The organism is Mesorhizobium sp. M1365, assembly GCF_040317865.1.
Taxonomy (GTDB): domain Bacteria; phylum Pseudomonadota; class Alphaproteobacteria; order Rhizobiales; family Rhizobiaceae; genus Mesorhizobium.
Map to the genome: position 1 here is coordinate 1 of NZ_JAMYLG010000026.1, position 17,226 is coordinate 17,226.

Genomic DNA, 17,226 nt, shown 5'->3' on the forward strand with positions numbered 1-17,226 from the left:
CACTTTGGAAGCATGCGGGCTACTTGCCGTCGTGTTGTCCTTTATTATTACCGTTCTGTTGGTTGGTCTCATCCTTGGCTGAACCATGCCCTTGCCACCGGCGACACTATGCCCGGCAATTGGCGAAGGTTGTGGCCAGTTCGAAGGATTAACCATTCGTGCTAAGCGTTTTGGCGCCGGTCAAGAGCGGCGGTGTTTTTTGCTTTCTCATGCTGTCGCCTTCGAGGGTGACGCGATGGGCGTTGTGGACGATCCGGTCGAGAATGGCGTCGGCGATTGTCGGCTCGCCGATCATGGCATGCCACTGGGCGATTGGCAGTTGCGCGGTGATCAGCGTCGATTTCCGGCGGTAGCGTTCCTCGAAGATTTCCAGCAGATCGAGACGCGGCTGGTCGGTCAGGCTGTGGGTGCCCCAGTCGTCAAGGATGAGCAGTTGCACCCGAGCCAGCTTGTCGATGAGACGGGGAAAGCGGCCGTCCAGACGCGCCAGGGCGAGATCCTCAAACAGACGTGGCATGCGCAGGTAGAGCACGGAATGATCGAGCCGGGCGGCCTGACGTCCGAAGGCGCAGGCCAGCCAGGTCTTTCCGGTGCCGGTCTGCCCGGTGATGATGAGGTTCTCATGCGCCTTCAGCCAGGCGCCATGGGCGAGCGATAGCGTATTGCGCCGGTCGAGCCCGCGATGTGCGGCGAAGTCGATGTTCTCGATGCAGGCGTCGACAAAGCGCAGCCTGGCAACGGCGAGATGGTTGGTCACACGCTTGTCGGCACGCCTGGCGGCTTCACGATCGAGCATCAGGCCAAGCCACTCGTCGCGACTGAGATCGTCGGCGTTGCTCTGGTCGGCCAGGTCCCGATAGGCGGCGGCCATTCCGCCAAGGCCGAGAGCCTGCATCTGGTCGAGGGTTGGATGTGTCAGCATGGTTGGTTTCCTTCCTTCACTGATAATAGGAGCCGCCGCGGATGTTGGTGTGCGATGGCGTGGGTTTGGCCGGCTCGGCCGCGGGCGGCACGCGGTCGAGGCCGGATTTGAGGATGGCGTTGACGGAGGAGTAGGTGATCGCATTGATGGCCAGCGCCCGCTCGCAGGCCGCCTCGAGCCGATCCCGCTCGTAGCGACGGGCCAGCGAGAGGATGCCAAACGCGGAACGGTATCCCTGCTCGGGATGGGGACGGTCGCGCATCATCCGCTCGACCAGGATGGCGGTGTTGGCGCCGATCCCGGCTGCCTGCCGGATCAGGTTCGCCGGCGTCGTGTTGGCATAGCGCTGATGCGCCTTGGGCATGTGCTCGTTGACGGTGACATGGCCGCAGCGCTGCGAGCGGCGGACATGGCTGGCGACGCGCTTGTGATCATGGAAGAGCTCGACCACCCGGTGGGTGAGCCGCACATCCACGCGCCGCCCGATCAGCGCGTGCGGCACCGAGTAGAAGGTCCTGTCGATCTCGACATGGTAGTCGGGATGCACCTTGGCCGATTTCCACTCCGCATATTCGAACGGCGCCGGCGGCAGCGGCGCCAGAGCCGACCGCTCGATCTCCTCGAACAGTTCGCGGCGGCTTTTGCCGACATGGCGCATGGGGCGGTTGTTGAGATCCTCCAGCAACCCCGCGATTGCGGCGTTGAGATCGCCGAGACTGAAGAAGCGCCGGTTGCGCAGCCGGGCCAGGACCCTGCTCATGCGTCAGGCGCAGGATTGATCGTAGGTCTTTCACTGTCGTTCGTCTCGCTTGCTTCCGTCTTGGCATGGCCCCTCTCAACCCGATGATGAGAGGGCAAAATGCCAGAACGGCGCTCCCGAGAACCGACCGTTATCCGCCCTGAAAACTGTCTGGGAATTAGCGGAATCACGGTCCCGTAATTACTGAAATCGCTGTCCGCGAATTAGCGGAATGGGTGTCCGCGAATTTCTGAAACACGCAATCCGCCAGCAATCGGCGCCCACCGACGCGTGGACTACCGAGATCAAAGGGACGGATGCGGAGGGCAAGCGTGTCGAGGACAACGCGTGAACAGTCGCTCCCGATTTATTCCTGGCCTTTTCTGTACTCAATCTCTGAAGCCACCCACCCTGCCGGTTGCCGCCACCGATGCACATGCCAGCGTGCCAATGCGCACGACCGAGTGCGCTGGTGTAGCGAAGCTTGCGCAGCTACCGCGTGCTCATGCACCACAGCCTAAGCCTCATGCTAATCACCCAGCCGGTTGAGTGGAGCAGGTACAAACGTCCGCCTGTAGAATGTCCTTCTTGCCTATTATTGCAGACGCTCTACCTCGTCCCGATGATTTGGGCTGCCGCTGGAAGGTTCTGCGATGCCGGCGAAGTCGCCAATCCACCGCCGATGCACGACTTGGTCATTCTGCGGCTGGTCAAAGAAACGGGGATCACCGTCGAACAGGCGCGCGATCTCATCAACCTATTGGGCAACCTCAACTGGGACTCGCTCTTGCGAGAAGCCCGATTCCTTACCAGCGCCGCTGAGGCGATAGGCACTCAGTCACGGATATTGAAATATTGAAAGCGCCACAAAATCCGCTAATCTCAACTGGGGTCGCCTTTGCTTGCCACGGGGTGACCACCTAGCCTAACCCCGCTCCGGCCAAAGGGTCCCCCGCCCTCGCCCCAACGCCGGAGCGGGGCTTTGGTTACCCTGGGCCTTGTCAGGCGCATCGTGGTCCTTGCCACGATGGCCAGTAGCCACGGAGTCGGTGCGGTACTTCATTGTCGCTCAACGTCGGCATTACGATTTCGATTGTCGCGCTAAGGTGGGGATCGTGCCTCAAGCGTCCGTCCCGTCAAGGATCACCCGCGACCAGCATCTTTTTCTCGATGGCGGCAGCCTTGAAACCGATGCGGGCGTCGTCGGGTGATAGCTCGCCGGCTAGTGCCGCCATGCACACCCTTTCCGCTTTATTCCATTTAGGACCGCGCTTGGTCCATCTGACCACCGCCAAGCTTACCACCTCGACCATCTGACTATCTTGTCGTTGGCAAGTTGGGGACGTCTATGACTGCACTGATTTTTCGCGTTTTTATTCGTGGTGATGGTCACCTGCCTGGCTGCGGCTTGACGCTTGACGTTGCCCAGTTTCTATCCATTTTGAGTTCGTTTCCGGCGTGGGTTGTGCCCTGCTGGGCGGGTGAAGCGATTCGAACGCCCAGCTTGCGCGTGCTGTCTTTGTCAACCGCAGAGTATGCTTCCGGTGCTCCAGTCACTGGAGCACAACGGCTGGACGCATCGCTTCTGAGCCATCAGGGCGTCTCCTGCATGGTTGTGGAGCGCCATTCGCCAACATCAGGATGCCGATCCTTGTCTTGGGCATGAAAGCCACGTAGGCGCCGAACCCGTTTGTGGAGCCGGTTTTGTTGAAAGGTTTCGGCTCCGAAGGAATCTCCACCGGCGTAGTTGCGTCGCGGCATTGCCCTCCGTGATCATCGTGCCAGAGTGACCGAGCTCAGACAGATATGAGATTCTTGCAGTTGAGGAGGGGTTCTCCGCAACTCGGGTTGCGAAGCTCAAATCATAGGAGAACCACATGCAGGTTTTTCGCCTGCCCGGTCATCTTATACGCAACGCCGGGCGGGCGTCGCGGCTTCTCGGCGCGAAGACCCCAACTATCGAAGCTGAGAGAAGACGCAACGCGGTGGCGCGCGATGCTCAGGTGGCTGAAGGGTCTTTGTCGCTCTTGATCGCTCTGCTTCAACTCCGGCCCAAGCCGGTCGCCGCTAGAGCGCGGATTGTTCACGGTCGACTACTTGCCGAAGTTTGATGTGGCGCAAAGGATCACCGGAAGCTAACATATCTTGTTCTTGGAGGCTGTCGTGCGTACGAGACGTTTCAGAAAGCCCGTCGTCGTTCAACCCGGCCGGATCGATCGCGACAGAGTTGTTGCATCAGTATCCGACGCGGCCGAAGTTCTATTGAGGGATTGGCCGAGGCCGGCGGGCAAGTCGCGGCTCGCCGCAATCGAAGCATGCCTTGCCGTAATCCGTGGAGAAAAACCACCAAGGATAGCGCGCCAGGCGTTCATCGCTGCGGCCAAGGAGGCCAGGATACTGCTCGGGGAAGAAATTTAGGCTTGCCCAGCACCCGTATGGGCATGCCCTTGAAGCACGGAGCGCTGCTGGATTCAGCGGCTTTGTTGCTTAGTGGCATCGAGCAGAGTGTGACGTATCGATGTAGTGCGATTTTGTCGATATGATTTGATTGTCTGTCGAGGGCGACGATGTATCGGCTCGACTTGTCGATCGCACATTGATCGACCTCCCCTGCCCCGTCAGGATACGAGGACGTGAAGACGCAAGCCGTGCAGAAGCTTGTGTTGTGGCGTGAGCGGCGCTTACTGAACCGCGAAGCCAGGCAGCTCATTCTCAGCCAGGCCACCTAGACCATCTAGACCTAATGGCATGGCCCGAATTCGTGCACTGTCAGGCTTTGGCCTTGCGCTTTGCTGGTGCTTTCTTTGGCGGCGTTTTGTCAACCGCCTTGCGGCCGAGACCGGCAGCTTTGGCAAGTGCAGACCGCTGAGCCGCATAGCTGGGCGCTACCATAGGATAGTCCCACGCCAAACCCCACTTGGCTCTGTACTCATCAGGTGTCATGCCAAGCAAGCCCAGGTGGCGCTTCATCGACTTGAACTTGCGCCCGTTCTCAAGGCTTATAATGTGATCGGGAAAGATCGACTTCTTAGGATTTACCGCGGGCGTCAGTATTGGCGATGCTGCAGCGACCGGCTCAGCCAGGCCAGACAACGCAGAATTAACACTGGCGATCAAATTCGGCAGATCCGCCACGGGCGTTGCGTTGCTCTGGACATAGGCTGCGACGATATCTGCTGTCATCCCTAGCAGATCAGCCCTTCGCTGCCCAATTGCTTCATCCATCAAAATCGTTCCCTTGTTGATCTCCGGCGTTCCTATTTGGAAAATTCGGCCTGCGCAATTGCAAACAATGATTATTTGACGCTAGATTACTCCAAGGCCGACTGTGCTGGTCATCGCCTGCGACACGCGTGTGTGCGGCCGATTCCCTTCAGGTGTAGCACCCTCATTCACCCGAATGCGATCAGCAGATCGTTGGCTGAGGCAGCAACGCTTTTTTCTCCCCACCTAGTTGGTGCGTGAGGACGATGATCCCGCATTTACTCTATGTCGAGTCGGCGCTTGTTTCGCCTGTCACTTTCATGCCCTCTGCTTAGGCTTCACCAATCCGAAAGGCACCAACATGTCAGACAGCTTCCTTCTTCAGCAGAAGGCCCCCAAGCTGATTGTCGTCACCGCCTTCGAGCCGCGATGAGAGCGGCGACTTCCAGGCAGCCTATGGGCCAGCCGAGCAGCAGACCGAAGACCGAGCGATAAGGACCGCCAAAGCTCTGGCGACGAAACATGCCGATGTCATTGCGTGGTCGCGTGATGCTAACCCGGCGCTGGACGAATACGGCGAGCCGACGACGCTCTTTGGTTCGGAACGACGTGCCCGACATGGAGTGACGATTAGGCCGGTATCCCCAAGGCTCCCCTGAACTTCTCCTCAGGGTGTAGCCGAGGGGCACAGGGACACAGGAGACCTAACCAGAGGAGCGTAACACCCCCTCCTCCTTGGCAGCAGCCTCGAAAGCCTGACGGACCTCTTCCGGAATCACACGGTCCTGGAGGGCTTCTATGCATAGTTGCACAGCCTTCCTCCACTTAGGTCCCATCCTGGTCCACTTCATAAGTTCCTCGGCGGCATCCTCGACATTGTTGCACGCGTAGGTGGCCCCACGTCGGTCGGTGACGTACACCGGAGGGGAGAACCAATGGGTTGCCATTGGGTGGAAATTGGAGGGGACTCCCTCAGTAACCAGCTTCCGATCGCGAGTTTTGATAAACTTTCAATCACCAGCTCTAATCTGAGGACCGTAACGTCCCCTCCTCTTTTGCAGCAGCCAGGAATGCCTTACGAGCCTCCTCAGGTTCCATCTCGTCGAATATCACGGCCATACAAACGCGCACCGCGAGGTGCCACCAAGGGCCATGCTTGGTCCACTTCATCAGCTCCTCGCCGGCCGTCTCGGCGTTGTTGACGTTGCGGATGATCCCGGGACGCTCGGTCTTGACCGGGACCGGAGGGTTGAACCAGTGGCGAGCCATGCGGTCACTCTTTGTCGACCTTATCAAGTTCCTCCAGCAAATACCTTTGCTCAGCCGGCAGTTCCCGTTGTACAGGCAGATTCAGCAGGTTGCGAAGGTAATTGCGGATTACCTCTGACCGTTGGAATTGGCGCAGGGCGGCGCGCCTCCGTCGCCATGCCACAGTGACTGAAGTTTGGCTGACAGCTACTCGCGACCGTCGAAAGCCACGTAGAGGCCCATGGCCGTTGCTGCCTCGACTATCGCCTCGGTTAATTCTTCGTCGGAGGCTACCAAATAAGGCGCAGCCTCCCGCGCTTCGCGTAGCGCCACTTTGATCGAGACCGTGTCGCCACGGTCCGCCCTGTTGAGGAGTACGTTGATTGCTTGCCCTAAAAGCGGACCTACCCTTTGCGCGACGCTCATCCAGCCCTCCCCAGGCACACGCCGAAGTGGACTTTACTCCCTGCCTGAGCGACATCAAGGCCATGTACGAGTCGTACAAATTGGCACGGTGCTAGGCCGCAACAGTCAGCATTTTTTAGCTGGAGTTTCTGATCGGATGATCGGGTAATTGGCTCGCGCGAAAACCCCCGTACCCCTCTCGACCTATAGAGCGCGCCCCGATTCGCCTTTCGTCCCAACCTGGGTGCTGTCGGTCCTGCCGTAGACTGGAGGGGACAACCAATGGCTTGCCATGCGGCTATTCACGAAGATCGAACCCGACAAACAGGCCAAAGGCTGGGGCAACATTGACAATAAGCTCCACCAACTCGCAGTCAGTTTCCGCCAGATGTGGCCCGTCTCGGCGCACCGCTGCAATAGTGTCTTTTATGGAGATGATTTGGCCGCGACGGGCCTGTAGGATCAGCTGTTCAACAAGCTCATGTGCAGTCATTATGTCGGGTCGGCGGTTTCGTCAAAAACTTCATACGAGGCCTCCCACCTCGGCGAGAACCCAAGCGGCCATCTTATGGGTCACTCCACGGAAAAATCAATCTTCAAATCATACGAAATAAAGGACTGAATATTGGGAGAAATTTCAGCCCCTCCTACGGGGAAAGACACATCTTGGCTTCCTTAGCGGCAGCCTCGAAGGCCTTTCGTACCACCTGAGGGTCAATCGGATCGCCCTCCAGATCTGACAGGCAGAGGGTCACCGCCTTTTGCCAGCGAGGTCCTCTGCGGGTCCACCTCTTGAGCTGCTCAAGGGCTGCCTTGGCATTGTTGCAGCCACGCCTGTCGCCGGTTTCAGTCTTCACGAACACCGGAGGGACGAACCAATGGGTTGCCATGGGGGTAAGTAGGGCGGCACGAACCCGCCGACCATCCGAATCATGGTGGGTCATGCTCGGTCCCTTCTCGGCAGGGAGCGGGCAACAAACCGAAGGTGTTCGTAGAGAACGGCCTCGTCGAACTCGCCGTCCGAGAAAAGTGCCATTGCGCTCACGCTCAGGCGCTCCGCCTGCTCGCTTCCTACTGGAATGTCTTGCTCGGCGCATACACGATCAAAGACCTGCTTCAACAGAACCAGGTCGCCAGGATAGGCCGTACCACTAGTTGAGCTGCTGCTGGTCATAGGCTGTCACCATTGGGGCGGACGCGCGGTGGGCTCTCCTGCCAGAGCCGAATGCCCGAGCCCCTAAACCTTCAAGTCGCGCGACTCAGAGCAGATGAAACTACAGCCGCTTCCGTTCCCGGCAGTTCGAACAGCATGGGCAGGTGGCGACACTCGGCTTCGTCCACGATCAGCTCCTCGATAGTCGCGATGGAAAGATGGCTTTTGAGGCGCAGCCGGACAACCGCCGCCAGTTTGTGAACGGGCACTGGCACCGCCCCCGCGTGATCGTCTAGCAGACTATTGACCTCAGCAACTACCTTCGGATCGACGGCGTGGGGCAATGGCAGCATAAGAGCGCTCCTTTCGGAAGTAATTCTAAGCCGATCGCGGCGATGAGTCTTGGCGCGTACGTTTTTAACCAAATGTCGCGGACATTGGAGGTCAGTCCACGGTTGTTATCGGTCGGCGTGATTTAGAGCGACAAAGGCCTGCTGACCAACCAATTGCTAGGCAAGCGTGAACCATTCCCGCCATGGTGTGTTTGTAGGAATGCCTCGCTTTTTCTTCTTCACCGACACCGGCCAAGTCTTCCCAGACCTGGAAGGCACATATCTGCCCAACCTCGAAGCTGCAAACCAAGAGGCGGTAAGAGCCTTGGTCGAAATCACCAAAGATAAGCTGCCGGATGGTCTCTATCGAGAGTTTGTGATGAAGGTACGCGACGAAAGCGGCCACAGGTTCGCAGAGGCAATGCTCAAGTTTGAGCTGCGGGAGCGCTAGACGTCTTCAAAATGCTTTCGGCCTGGGACAAGTCTGAAATAGTAGCTGCTCGATTGAATGAGCGCCGCGCGCGCGCAGACATCGAAGACCTTCGGCAGACCATCGACGAAACCCGCCGTGTAATCGCAGCTTCGCGTAAGCTGTTGGACCGGCTAGCCGAAGACCACCCGGCCATCTTGTCAGTAAGCAGCTCCTGCCGGCCTACCAAGGCGCGTTGACGTTGCGGGGCGTCCTGTAGGGTCAGTTCCGAAAATGCAGCCCAGGGCCGGTTTCAGCTTGTCGGCGCTCTCGACGCGCCAGGAGTCGATGCCGAAGCTCTTGGCAATTTCAGCGAATTGCGGCGAGTAGGCGCCGCCATTGCCCATATTGAATTCGCTGGCGGCATGGCGGCCGAGGATCTTTCGCTGTCCGCTGCGGATCGCCATGTAGCCGGAATTGTTTTGCACGACGACGATGATCGGGATGTTGTGCATCGCTGCCACCGCCATCTCTTGCATCGACATCATGAAGTCGCCGTCACCGAGGATGACGCAGACCTTTCGGTCCGGGCAGGCAAGCTTGGCGCCGAGGGCAGCCGGCAGCGCCCAACCCATCGAGGAGTAGCTGCCGGAGGTGATGTGCGTGCGTGGCTCGTAAACCGGATAGCTCTGTTTCACGACGCCTTGCGTGTTGCCTGAGCCGACGAGAAGAATGTCCTCGCGACCCATGATTTCGCGAAGTTCCTTCAGCGGACGCTGCATCGTGAAAAGGGAACTGGTTGCTGTCGCGACGTGCGGGAGCTGCGTTTCCCAATCAGTCTTCTCACGAGCGACCGCGTTGTGGAATGCTTCCCGCCGGGCAAGTGCCTTGTTTGACTGCTCGGACGAAATGGTATCGATGATATCGGCAAGCGCCATCTTGGCGTCGGCAACAAGTCCGACCGCCGTCGGGCAGTTCTTGCCAATCTCCTGATGGTCGATGTCGATATGGACAAGCTTCGCCGGCGGGATAGAGAAACTAACGCCTTTGCGCCAACTGGACGCCGATCGGTGAAGCGGCAGCCGACGGAAACAATGAGGTCCGCCCCGGCAGCGATATTGTTGCCGGCCGAAGTTCCCGTCTGGCCTACTGCTCCTGCGTAAAGGACATGACCTTCCGGGAAGGCACTCTTGCCGTTCCAGGTCGTGACAACCACGGCGCCGGTCTTTTCGGCCAGCTTCCTCACTTCCGGTGCTGCTTCCGCCGTGATGGCGCCGCCGCCAACCACGATCACCGGACGCTCGGCCGAAAGCAACGCCGTGGCGGCAGCCTCGACTGCCCGCTGGTCAGGTCGGGCGCGGCCCATCGCCATGCAACGTCGTGGATGTCCACCTCGGCTGCTTCCGACTGGATATCCATCGGCACTTCGACATGCACCGGACCCGGATGACCGCTGAGCATGCCGTTGAAGGCTCGATGCATTATAAAGGGCAACTCATCAACGCGACCAGCCTCGAAAGATCGTTTGACGGCGCCGCTGGCGATCTGCGGGAAAAAATTGGTGCGGTGACGATCGAGCTCCTGCATGACCCCGTGGCCTCGCATATGCGTCGCCGGCCCGCCTGTGAAGAGCGGGACCGCCGTCGAGTCGGCGTAGGCCGTTGCGAGGCCGATGATGGTGTTGGCGGCGCCGGGGCCAATCGAAGTCATCGCCGCCATCGGCTTGTCCGAGGCGCGCCAGTAACCATCGGCCATATTCACCGCGCATTGCTCGTGCATCACCTGGATAACCGGGATTTCGCTGCCCTTATGCAAGAGGCCTCGAGCATCGCCCAGCATCCGTGCGCGGGGATGGCTGCCACATATTTTATGCCGTACTTCTTCAACGCAGTCGCGATGACCTGGCCGCCAGTAAGCTTCATGCCTGCAGGACTCCCCTCGCCAGCGGTCTGCCGTGGCACGTCTTCACGCGCAGGCATGCATTTGCTCCGCTCTTTTGTGATTTGCCTTCCATGTGCACGACCATTCCTCTGGTAGGTCGGCCCGGATCGGCTGAATGCCCTGCGATATGACTTCGCCGACAGACAACTCGCAATTTCTCAATGATTTCTAATGTGACGCAATCTGAAGCGCCCAGTGCGTAAGATGCTGTCGGTGCATGCTGACCCGCGTTCGGCGACGGTGCCCGGTTTCCGCAACGAAATCGGATCGGCCGCTTGAATTTCGACGCCAGACCCTCTGTCCGCTGTTGGATCGACGACTCAGCCGGTGTCGCGGATGGTGCAATACCGGCCGGCGACGCGAGTATTGCGTCAGATCGCGCTGATCGAAGCGCGCCTGCGAAATTGCGGATGCCCCCTCTTTCTGTCCTGTTGACCGTCAGTCGTTGCGCCTTTTTCGCGACTGCCATCGCAGGACGGCATCGCCCCATGGTCCCGAGAGATGTGGGAATCGAATGAGTATTCATCGGGGTAGCGGCCTGCTGCAGCATCGACCTCTGAATTTCACGGACGATTTTGTCGCCGCCGATTTCTTTGAAAATGGCTCCGGCCTGCACATCGAAAGCGGCATAGTCGTCAACCTGTCGAGCACCCGGCTGGCCCTCGATGATGCGATCAAGACTTCAATTGCGCCGTGGCGCTCGGCCATGCTGTCGAAGGCGATGATCGAACAGAGCGGCCGGATCGAAAATTTGCAAGACAGTCGACCTGAGTGGTGTCATGTTCCGCGGCTGGGACTGGCTCGGCAACCGCATCCGGTCTTTCCCGCGCCAGATTCCGCTCTTCATCTCACCGCAGCACACGGTCGGCGAAGTCGAGCTCGACCCGCTGTTCTTTTCCGGTGAGATCGCCGTGGAACGGCAATTGCAGCGCTTCGTGCTCAAACTAACCTCTGGTGGTCACCCGCTGGAACCGACTGGTTCATTCACCACAACCCTCCCTTCCTCGAGGTCCACACGCAGATATTGGGAACCGGCCGCATGCAGAAATTCCGGGAGAAAGACCAGGCAACGCTTTATTGAGATGTCCCCATGGTGCCGGGCTTTGCCTATGAGGCGTTTTGCCGGGTCAGCGGAACGAACCAGTGGCAATATCCGTGGCATCGCTATTTCGCCGACGCCGACGCGGTTTGGTTGGCTATCGAACTGCACCCGATCAGCTGAGTTGATCGTTATGGTGAGCGACTGTGGGCAGTTCTTGCCGTGGGCTCGAATCGTCCAGTCAATGGTAGAAAATGTCCAACCGCATCAGATCGTTCACTGACTCGGCAACTGCCCTCAGGGTCGCCCCGCGCCTCCCCGATGCTCTGGCAGCGGCCCGTTTTGTAAGATCCGACGCACGGCTCGCCCCATGCTTGTCGACGAGGCGACGAGCAAAGTCGTGAACCCTGGCCAAATATCGCCACCTTTGAGATATGCATTCGACTAATGAGCCGACGTCAAAATGCTGCAGTTCCAAACTGTGTAGCGCTTTGATTTGCATTTTCGATCTCCATCGATGGAATTTTTGAGAATTGACCTAAAGTCCTTTTGTGCTTGCGGAACCTCCTTGCCTTGGTGGGTTTCATCTGAACGGCTTTTTATTGTACCTTTTTGGAAATAGACGCCCTTCGACCGCGAGCTCGATCTAGGAGCGCTTCTGCCGATTCCGGTAGACATCAATGGTCACGGCCGTGACGATGATCAGGCCCTTGACGATTTCCTGATAGTAGGCGTCGACCCGCAAAAACGTGAATCCTGACGACATCACGCCCAGGATCACCACGCCGATTACGGTGCCCCCTATCCGGCCGACCCCGCCGGCAAGCGACGTTCCGCCGATCACGGCTGCGGCAATCGCATCGAGCTCATACATGTATCCCATGCCGGATTGAGCCGTCTGCGCGCGCGCTGCGGTGACGATGCCGGCGAGCCCGGCAAGCATTCCGGCGATCGCGTAGACCTTAACCAGATGCCTTTCGACATCTATGCCGGAGACCCGCGCTGCCTGGACGTTCGCGCCGATCGCATAGGTGTACTTGCCGTACCGGGTGTAGCGAAGCGCAACATGGAAAATTGTTGCGACGACTATGAAGACAAACACCGGCCAGGCAGCCGAGCCGATGGCGGTGAATTGATCGGTCAGCCCCGAAATGGGCTGGCCCTTTGTATACCATTTCGAAATACCCCGAGCCGAAACCATCATTCCGAGCGTTGCGATGAACGGCGGGATGCGGGCATAGGCAACAAAAACGCCGTTGGTTATGCCTGCAATCAAACCGATCAAGACACCAACGGCGATCGGGACGATCGCCGGCAAACCGGTCAGTGATGGATAGAGAGCTTTCGACCATTCCGCGGATTGCGCAAACCCAGCCGCCATCATCGCACTTGCCGCCACGACGGACCCCGAAGAAAGGTCGATGCCGCCGGTAATGATGACCTGCGTCACGCCGATTGCGATGATCCCCACCACGGACACCTGGAGGATGGTGATCGTGAGGCGTTGCGGATTCCAGACGAAACTCTGCCCGATCAAAAGCCAGCCGCACACCTCGCAGAGAAGAACGATCCCCACCAGGACCAGGAAGATATTGAGCTCCTGAGGTTTTCGCCAACCGTCAAAGCTGCCACGGTAATCAGGAATGGCGGCGGCTGTTGTGTCTTTTCCCATCGTGCAGTTCCTCTATTCCTCGCTTATTTCGAAGCGAGTTCCATTATTTTGACCTGCGTCGCCTCATCTCGGTCCAGAACGCCGGTGATCTTTCCTTCATGCATCACCATGACCCGATCGCTCATTCCAAGGATCTCCGGCATCTCCGAGGAGATCAGAATGACGCCCGCGCCCGCGCTGGCGAGTGATGAGACAAGGGCGTGAATCTCAGCTTTGGCAGCAACGTCAATGCCGCGTGTCGGCTCGTCCAGGATTAGGATGCCCGGTTTGGTCAAAAGCCAGCGTCCGATCAGCACCTTCTGCTGATTGCCGCCCGATAGGTTTTCGACCGTGGTGTGGATTCCGGAGCTCTTGACGCGCAACGCCTTGCTCATCTCGTTGCATGCCGCGGCAATCACCTTGGCTTGGACGAAACCGGCTTTGACGAATTGGCTTTGAAGAGCCGCAATCTGCATGTTCTCGAGAATGTCGAGGACGAGAAAACAGCCGCTTTGTTTTCTGTCTTCTGTCAGGAAGGCCATTCCATTGGCGATCGCATCGCGTGGCGATTTCAAATCGACGCGTTGCCCCCTTATCCGTGTCTCGCCGCTGGTGGCGGGCGTCACCCCGAAGATCGTCTCGGCAACGTTGGACCGCCCCGACCCGATCAAGCCGGCGAGGCCCAGTATCTCGCCCGCCCGCAGATCGAAAGAGACCCCCGAGAAGACGCCGCGCAAAGTGAGGTCCCGAACCGAAAGTAAAACATCATCGGTCGGAACATTCTTCTTCGGAAACAGTGTTGAGATGTCTCTGCCAACCATCATGTGGATGATCTCATCCCTGCAGGTGGCCGCCGCCGCGTGGGTGCCGATATATTTGCCGTCACGAAAAACGGAGATCTCGTCTGATATTTCGAAGATCTCGTGCATCTTGTGTGAGATATAGACGATGCCGATGCCCTGGTTTCTCAGGTCGCCTATTATCTCGAAGAGGTGGGCCGACTCGCGCTCTGTCAGTGCCGAGGTGGGCTCGTCCATGATGAGGACGCGCGAGCGATAGGAAACCGCTTTCGCGATTTCCACCATCTGCCTGTTGGCAATCGACAGATGGCGAACTTCCGCCTCTGGATTCAGGTTGATTTTCAACTCCGCCAGAAGATCATAAGATAGGCGATTCATGCGCCGATGGTCGATGATCCCAAATCGGTTGCGCGGCTCTCGGCCTATCCAGATGTTCTCCGCGACCGTCATCGAGGGCATCAGGTTCAACTCCTGATGGATCATGCCGACACCCTGCGCCAGCGCATCGAGAGGCGTTTTGAACTGAGCGGAAACGCCATCGAGGAGGATCTCTCCCGCATCGGGTTGATATATCCCTGCCAGGATCTTCATCAGGCTGGATTTGCCCGCGCCGTTCTCACCCATCAGTGCATGGACGGTACCCCGTCTGAGTTGAAAGCTCACGTCGTCGAGAGCCACTACGCCCGGAAACGACTTGCTGATCCCGGTCACGCTCAGCAGGCAGGGCTGACGCTTGTCCTCAAGACAAGGTGGGGTTGAGGTAGCGGCGACTGTGGTCTGCATCGAAGTCGTCCCAAATCCAGATCGAACGGAACAGTTCGCGCGCCGATCGTCGACCGGCGCGCGATGCTGGCGATCAATTCCTTTTCAGGTATTTGTCCATGTTGTCCTTGGTGACGAGTTCGAGCGTGGTGAAGACCTTCTTGTCGGTCTTCTCGCCTCGCGCCAGCTTCAGAACTGTGTCGAGCGCGCCTTTTCCTTGGCTGATGGCGTCCTGGAAAACGGTCACCTTGAGGTCGCCTGATTTCATGGCTGTCAGGGCGTCCTGCGTTGCATCGATGCCGGCAACGACATAATCGCCGGTTGATCCCCCGCTTGCCTTGATGGCCTGAAGCGCACCCAGTGCCATCTCGTCGTTGTTAGCAATGACAGCGTTGAAGTTGAGACCAGCTGACATCCAGTTTGTGGTCAGGTCGAGCGCCTGCGTGCGAGACCAGGTCGCCGTCTGCTCTTCGACGATTTCGATGCCCTTGCATTCGTCGGACTTGAAGACCTCGTGCACCGCCTCGGTGCGGCCACGCGCAACCAGCGTTCCGAGTTCACCCATCAGAATCACGGCCTTGCCCTTGCCATCCAGCAAACGACAGACCTCGCGCGCCTCCAGGCTGCCTGCCTGGATCTGGTCCGAGCCGACGAACGCCTGCTTCTCCGGCAACTGATCGACGTTGGAAGGCTGATTGTTGGCGAAGACCAGAGGGATTCCGGCTTTGTCGGCCGTCTTGGACATCGCGACGCCGGCATCGGCCTCTACCGGGATCACGATCATCCCATCGACCTTGGCGGCAATAAAGTTTTCGATCTGGCTTTGCTGCCGGGCGATGTCGCCCTGCGCATCCTCGATCAACAACGTCACATTCCCAAGGTCTTTGGCGTGTGCCTCCAGGCCGCTGCGAAGAATCGCAAGAAAATTGTCGTCGAACCGCTGCATGCTGAAGCCGATCGTTTCGGCGTGAGCAGGGACACCGAGTAACGTTAGACAAGCGGCAGCTAGCAAAATCTTTTTCATGTTCCGTCTCCGTCGGTTTTTGATGATTGAAAGTTTGTCATTGCCGACTTCGCCCCGGTACCCGTCGGACTAGCGGCGGCATCGCAAAAAACGATCGTGCAAGTTTCAGGCGTCGCGTTGCCCTTTGCCAAACATGTTCGGCGCCGTTCAGCCTGCTGCGAAGCTCTTCGGCTTGCTTACAGTAGGTAAAACGATACACTAGATTTTTTTCATCTGTCAACTGCCACTTGAGGAGTTTGCCTCCCATCAGAGTCAGGTGATTCCTGCAAACCCCATAATACCAGCGGCATTACCTCCGATAGCCTCAGATCGACCCTCGATTGACACAGACGATTTTTAGTGTACCGTTTTACCGACTTTCTCGATCGCACAGCTGCGGGGCCGGACTCGCGACCATCGAGGTTTCGTTCTCCTTCGGGAGTCGTAGAATGAGGGTCTCTGGGACCTTGGGAGATTTGAACGTCATGCCGCCGAAGAGTGGATCGCCCACAGATGCTGCGGACCGCGCCACCATTCAGGACGTTGCGAAAGCGGCGAGCGTATCGGTGAGCAGCGTCTCGAATTACATGAACAATCGATTCCATCGGCTCGGGACGGAGACCCGGACGCGGATTGCGACGGCAATTGCCGAGCTTGACTTCCGACCAAACCAGGCAGCGCGCCAACTAAAGACTGGCAAGGCCCGGGTAATCGCCCTGGTCGTGCCCAGCATTGTCAACCCGTTCAATGGCCAAATGGTGTTCTCGATAGAACAGGCTGCGGTGAAGGCGGGTTACAGGGTTCATCTGTGCAACACCATGCGCGATCCGAAGCTCGAGAAAGAGTTTTTGGACAATCTGGCTGCCATCGGCGTTGCCGACCTCATCACCATTGCACCCCTGAACACCAGGCGCGGTTACTACTCGGCGTGGAGCGATCTTTCGATCGTTGCCGTGGACGCCAACAGGCTCGATTTGAAGCTTGCTCGGCTCGATACGGTCAATCTCGATCATGAGGCGGCAATCGGGATGGCTGTGGAGCATCTGTTTGCTCTCGGTCATCGGCGGATAGCCTATGTGACCGATCCCCTCATCACCCACAGCCGGGTGATGAGGTTGTCCGGTTTCAAGAAAGCAATGAAGGATCACGAACTCGACGACAGTCAGGCTGTCGTGCTCGAGCGTCACCAGAGCGCACTTGATATCGCAGACGCTCAGATGGTCGAGGTCGGTCGTGATGCCGCTTCCGATGTGGCGGCGCTGTCGCCCAGGCCCACGGCCATTATCGCGTTCAACGACATGATCGCGTTGGGCCTGCTGGCGACTTTCCGTTCCGCCGGCATTGCCGTTCCAAAGGACATGTCGATTATTGGCGTGGACGATGCCTGGATCAGCCAGCTGTCATTTCCTGCACTGACGACCATACGTCAGCCTATCGAGGCGATGGCCAGCGCTGCCGTCGAGCGTGTTCTCAAACCGAATGCGGAGCCGGCCAACGCCGGCTCCGACGCGATTTTTCTGCCCGAACTCGTCATTCGAGACACATGTGCGAAGCCACAGGAAGATGCCGCCACGCATGTCCGGAAACGACACTTAGAACAGTAGCGCCAAACAGCGCC

The 17,226-nt window shown here is 58.5% G+C and carries 22 protein-coding genes and 3 pseudogenes; 8 read left to right on the top strand and 17 right to left on the bottom strand.

The genetic code is table 11. The annotated features are described in order from the left end of the window. Positions 1 to 148: 148 nt before the first annotated feature. Positions 149 to 922 carry an IS21-like element helper ATPase IstB gene (gene istB, locus NKH04_RS22960; protein ID WP_353045021.1) on the bottom strand — a complete coding sequence of 258 codons (774 nt, stop codon included), beginning with the start codon at positions 920 to 922 and terminating at the stop codon, positions 149 to 151. 16 nt (positions 923 to 938) lie between these two features. Continuing rightward, positions 939 to 1,673 (bottom strand): annotated as a pseudogene (locus NKH04_RS22965) (Mu transposase domain-containing protein); the annotation flags it as partial. 586 nt (positions 1,674 to 2,259) lie between these two features. Between NKH04_RS22965 and NKH04_RS22970 the strand changes: the two are divergent. Then, the gene (locus NKH04_RS22970) at positions 2,260 to 2,520 is read left to right on the top strand and encodes a hypothetical protein (protein ID WP_352542276.1); all 261 of its coding nucleotides are present in this window, start codon (positions 2,260 to 2,262) and stop codon (positions 2,518 to 2,520) included. Positions 2,521 to 2,797: 277 nt separating this feature from the next. On the opposite strand, the gene NKH04_RS22975 is transcribed toward NKH04_RS22970, so the two are convergent. Continuing rightward, on the bottom strand, positions 2,798 to 2,974 hold the full coding sequence (locus tag NKH04_RS22975; protein ID WP_352542277.1) for a DUF982 domain-containing protein: 177 nt from the start codon (positions 2,972 to 2,974) through the stop codon (positions 2,798 to 2,800). Positions 2,975 to 3,538: 564 nt separating this feature from the next. Here NKH04_RS22975 and NKH04_RS22980 point away from each other — a divergent pair. Together NKH04_RS22980 and NKH04_RS22985 are read left to right on the top strand one after the other, a co-directional pair. Continuing rightward, on the top strand, positions 3,539 to 3,772 hold the full coding sequence (locus NKH04_RS22980; RefSeq protein WP_352922206.1) for a hypothetical protein: 234 nt from the start codon (positions 3,539 to 3,541) through the stop codon (positions 3,770 to 3,772). A gap of 52 nt (positions 3,773 to 3,824) precedes the next feature. Further along, complete coding sequence (locus tag NKH04_RS22985; protein WP_352542334.1) at positions 3,825 to 4,079, top strand: DUF982 domain-containing protein; 255 nt, start codon at positions 3,825 to 3,827, stop codon at positions 4,077 to 4,079. A gap of 351 nt (positions 4,080 to 4,430) precedes the next feature. Here NKH04_RS22985 and NKH04_RS22990 read toward each other — a convergent pair whose 3' ends face one another. Continuing rightward, complete coding sequence (locus tag NKH04_RS22990; protein ID WP_352816273.1) at positions 4,431 to 4,886, bottom strand: Ros/MucR family transcriptional regulator; 456 nt, start codon at positions 4,884 to 4,886, stop codon at positions 4,431 to 4,433. A 340-nt stretch (positions 4,887 to 5,226) separates the two neighbouring features. Between NKH04_RS22990 and NKH04_RS33260 the strand changes: the two are divergent. Beyond that, positions 5,227 to 5,492 (top strand): annotated as a pseudogene (locus tag NKH04_RS33260) (hypothetical protein). A gap of 77 nt (positions 5,493 to 5,569) precedes the next feature. Here the strand turns inward: NKH04_RS33260 and NKH04_RS22995 are convergent. The 7 genes from NKH04_RS22995 to NKH04_RS23025 form a co-directional block, all read right to left on the bottom strand. Continuing rightward, positions 5,570 to 5,812: a DUF982 domain-containing protein gene (locus NKH04_RS22995; RefSeq protein ID WP_352542280.1), complete on the bottom strand. Its 243-nt coding sequence runs from the start codon at positions 5,810 to 5,812 to the stop codon at positions 5,570 to 5,572. Between the two features lie 76 nt (positions 5,813 to 5,888). Beyond that, entirely contained in the window at positions 5,889 to 6,134 is a 246-nt protein-coding gene (locus tag NKH04_RS23000) for a DUF982 domain-containing protein (protein WP_353045022.1), read from the bottom strand. 186 nt (positions 6,135 to 6,320) lie between these two features. Continuing rightward, positions 6,321 to 6,539, bottom strand: a complete 219-nt coding sequence (locus NKH04_RS23005) for a hypothetical protein (protein ID WP_352542282.1) — start codon at positions 6,537 to 6,539, stop codon at positions 6,321 to 6,323. A gap of 277 nt (positions 6,540 to 6,816) precedes the next feature. Next, a complete protein-coding gene (locus tag NKH04_RS23010) occupies positions 6,817 to 7,011 on the bottom strand; it encodes a hypothetical protein (RefSeq protein ID WP_352542283.1) in 195 nt (64 codons plus the stop codon). A 154-nt stretch (positions 7,012 to 7,165) separates the two neighbouring features. Then, positions 7,166 to 7,462 carry a DUF982 domain-containing protein gene (locus tag NKH04_RS23015; protein ID WP_352542284.1) on the bottom strand — a complete coding sequence of 99 codons (297 nt, stop codon included), beginning with the start codon at positions 7,460 to 7,462 and terminating at the stop codon, positions 7,166 to 7,168. Continuing rightward, positions 7,459 to 7,692 (bottom strand): hypothetical protein, encoded by a 234-nt coding sequence (locus tag NKH04_RS23020; RefSeq protein ID WP_353045023.1) that lies wholly within the window; start codon positions 7,690 to 7,692, stop codon positions 7,459 to 7,461. Before NKH04_RS23020 ends, NKH04_RS23015 begins: the two co-directional genes overlap by 4 nt. 71 nt (positions 7,693 to 7,763) lie before the next feature. Then, the gene (locus NKH04_RS23025) at positions 7,764 to 8,024 is read right to left on the bottom strand and encodes a hypothetical protein (RefSeq protein WP_352542286.1); all 261 of its coding nucleotides are present in this window, start codon (positions 8,022 to 8,024) and stop codon (positions 7,764 to 7,766) included. Between the two features lie 166 nt (positions 8,025 to 8,190). On the opposite strand from NKH04_RS23025, the gene NKH04_RS23030 reads away from it, so the two are divergent. Continuing rightward, positions 8,191 to 8,454, top strand: coding sequence for a DUF6894 family protein (locus tag NKH04_RS23030; RefSeq protein WP_352542287.1), 264 nt, complete (start codon positions 8,191 to 8,193; stop codon positions 8,452 to 8,454). A 179-nt stretch (positions 8,455 to 8,633) separates the two neighbouring features. Here NKH04_RS23030 and NKH04_RS23035 read toward each other — a convergent pair whose 3' ends face one another. The 3 genes and pseudogenes from NKH04_RS23035 to NKH04_RS23045 all read right to left on the bottom strand — a co-directional run bounded on the left by NKH04_RS23035 (position 8,634) and on the right by NKH04_RS23045 (position 10,251). After that, the gene (locus NKH04_RS23035) at positions 8,634 to 9,350 is read right to left on the bottom strand and encodes a thiamine pyrophosphate-dependent enzyme (RefSeq protein WP_353045024.1); all 717 of its coding nucleotides are present in this window, start codon (positions 9,348 to 9,350) and stop codon (positions 8,634 to 8,636) included. A gap of 167 nt (positions 9,351 to 9,517) precedes the next feature. Then, positions 9,518 to 9,784, bottom strand: a pseudogene (locus tag NKH04_RS23040) (thiamine pyrophosphate-binding protein); the annotation flags it as partial. Beyond that, positions 9,703 to 10,251, bottom strand: a complete 549-nt coding sequence (locus tag NKH04_RS23045; protein WP_353045025.1) for a thiamine pyrophosphate-binding protein — start codon at positions 10,249 to 10,251, stop codon at positions 9,703 to 9,705. The pseudogene NKH04_RS23040 and the gene NKH04_RS23045, both read right to left, overlap by 82 nt. A gap of 616 nt (positions 10,252 to 10,867) precedes the next feature. Here NKH04_RS23045 and NKH04_RS23050 point away from each other — a divergent pair. Further along, positions 10,868 to 11,257: a hypothetical protein gene (locus NKH04_RS23050; RefSeq protein ID WP_352816267.1), complete on the top strand. Its 390-nt coding sequence runs from the start codon at positions 10,868 to 10,870 to the stop codon at positions 11,255 to 11,257. A gap of 186 nt (positions 11,258 to 11,443) precedes the next feature. Continuing rightward, a complete protein-coding gene (locus NKH04_RS23055) occupies positions 11,444 to 11,575 on the top strand; it encodes a hypothetical protein (RefSeq protein ID WP_352816265.1) in 132 nt (43 codons plus the stop codon). Between the two features lie 463 nt (positions 11,576 to 12,038). Here NKH04_RS23055 and NKH04_RS23060 read toward each other — a convergent pair whose 3' ends face one another. The 3 genes from NKH04_RS23060 to NKH04_RS23070 all read right to left on the bottom strand — a co-directional run bounded on the left by NKH04_RS23060 (position 12,039) and on the right by NKH04_RS23070 (position 15,629). Then, positions 12,039 to 13,064 carry an ABC transporter permease gene (locus tag NKH04_RS23060; RefSeq protein ID WP_352542291.1) on the bottom strand — a complete coding sequence of 342 codons (1,026 nt, stop codon included), beginning with the start codon at positions 13,062 to 13,064 and terminating at the stop codon, positions 12,039 to 12,041. A 23-nt stretch (positions 13,065 to 13,087) separates the two neighbouring features. Then, on the bottom strand, positions 13,088 to 14,626 hold the full coding sequence (locus NKH04_RS23065; RefSeq protein ID WP_352816263.1) for a sugar ABC transporter ATP-binding protein: 1,539 nt from the start codon (positions 14,624 to 14,626) through the stop codon (positions 13,088 to 13,090). A gap of 73 nt (positions 14,627 to 14,699) precedes the next feature. Continuing rightward, the gene (locus NKH04_RS23070; protein WP_352542293.1) at positions 14,700 to 15,629 is read right to left on the bottom strand and encodes a sugar ABC transporter substrate-binding protein; all 930 of its coding nucleotides are present in this window, start codon (positions 15,627 to 15,629) and stop codon (positions 14,700 to 14,702) included. A gap of 464 nt (positions 15,630 to 16,093) precedes the next feature. On the opposite strand from NKH04_RS23070, the gene NKH04_RS23075 reads away from it, so the two are divergent. Then, a complete protein-coding gene (locus tag NKH04_RS23075; RefSeq protein ID WP_352816259.1) occupies positions 16,094 to 17,212 on the top strand; it encodes a LacI family DNA-binding transcriptional regulator in 1,119 nt (372 codons plus the stop codon). Positions 17,213 to 17,226: the final 14 nt, after the last annotated feature.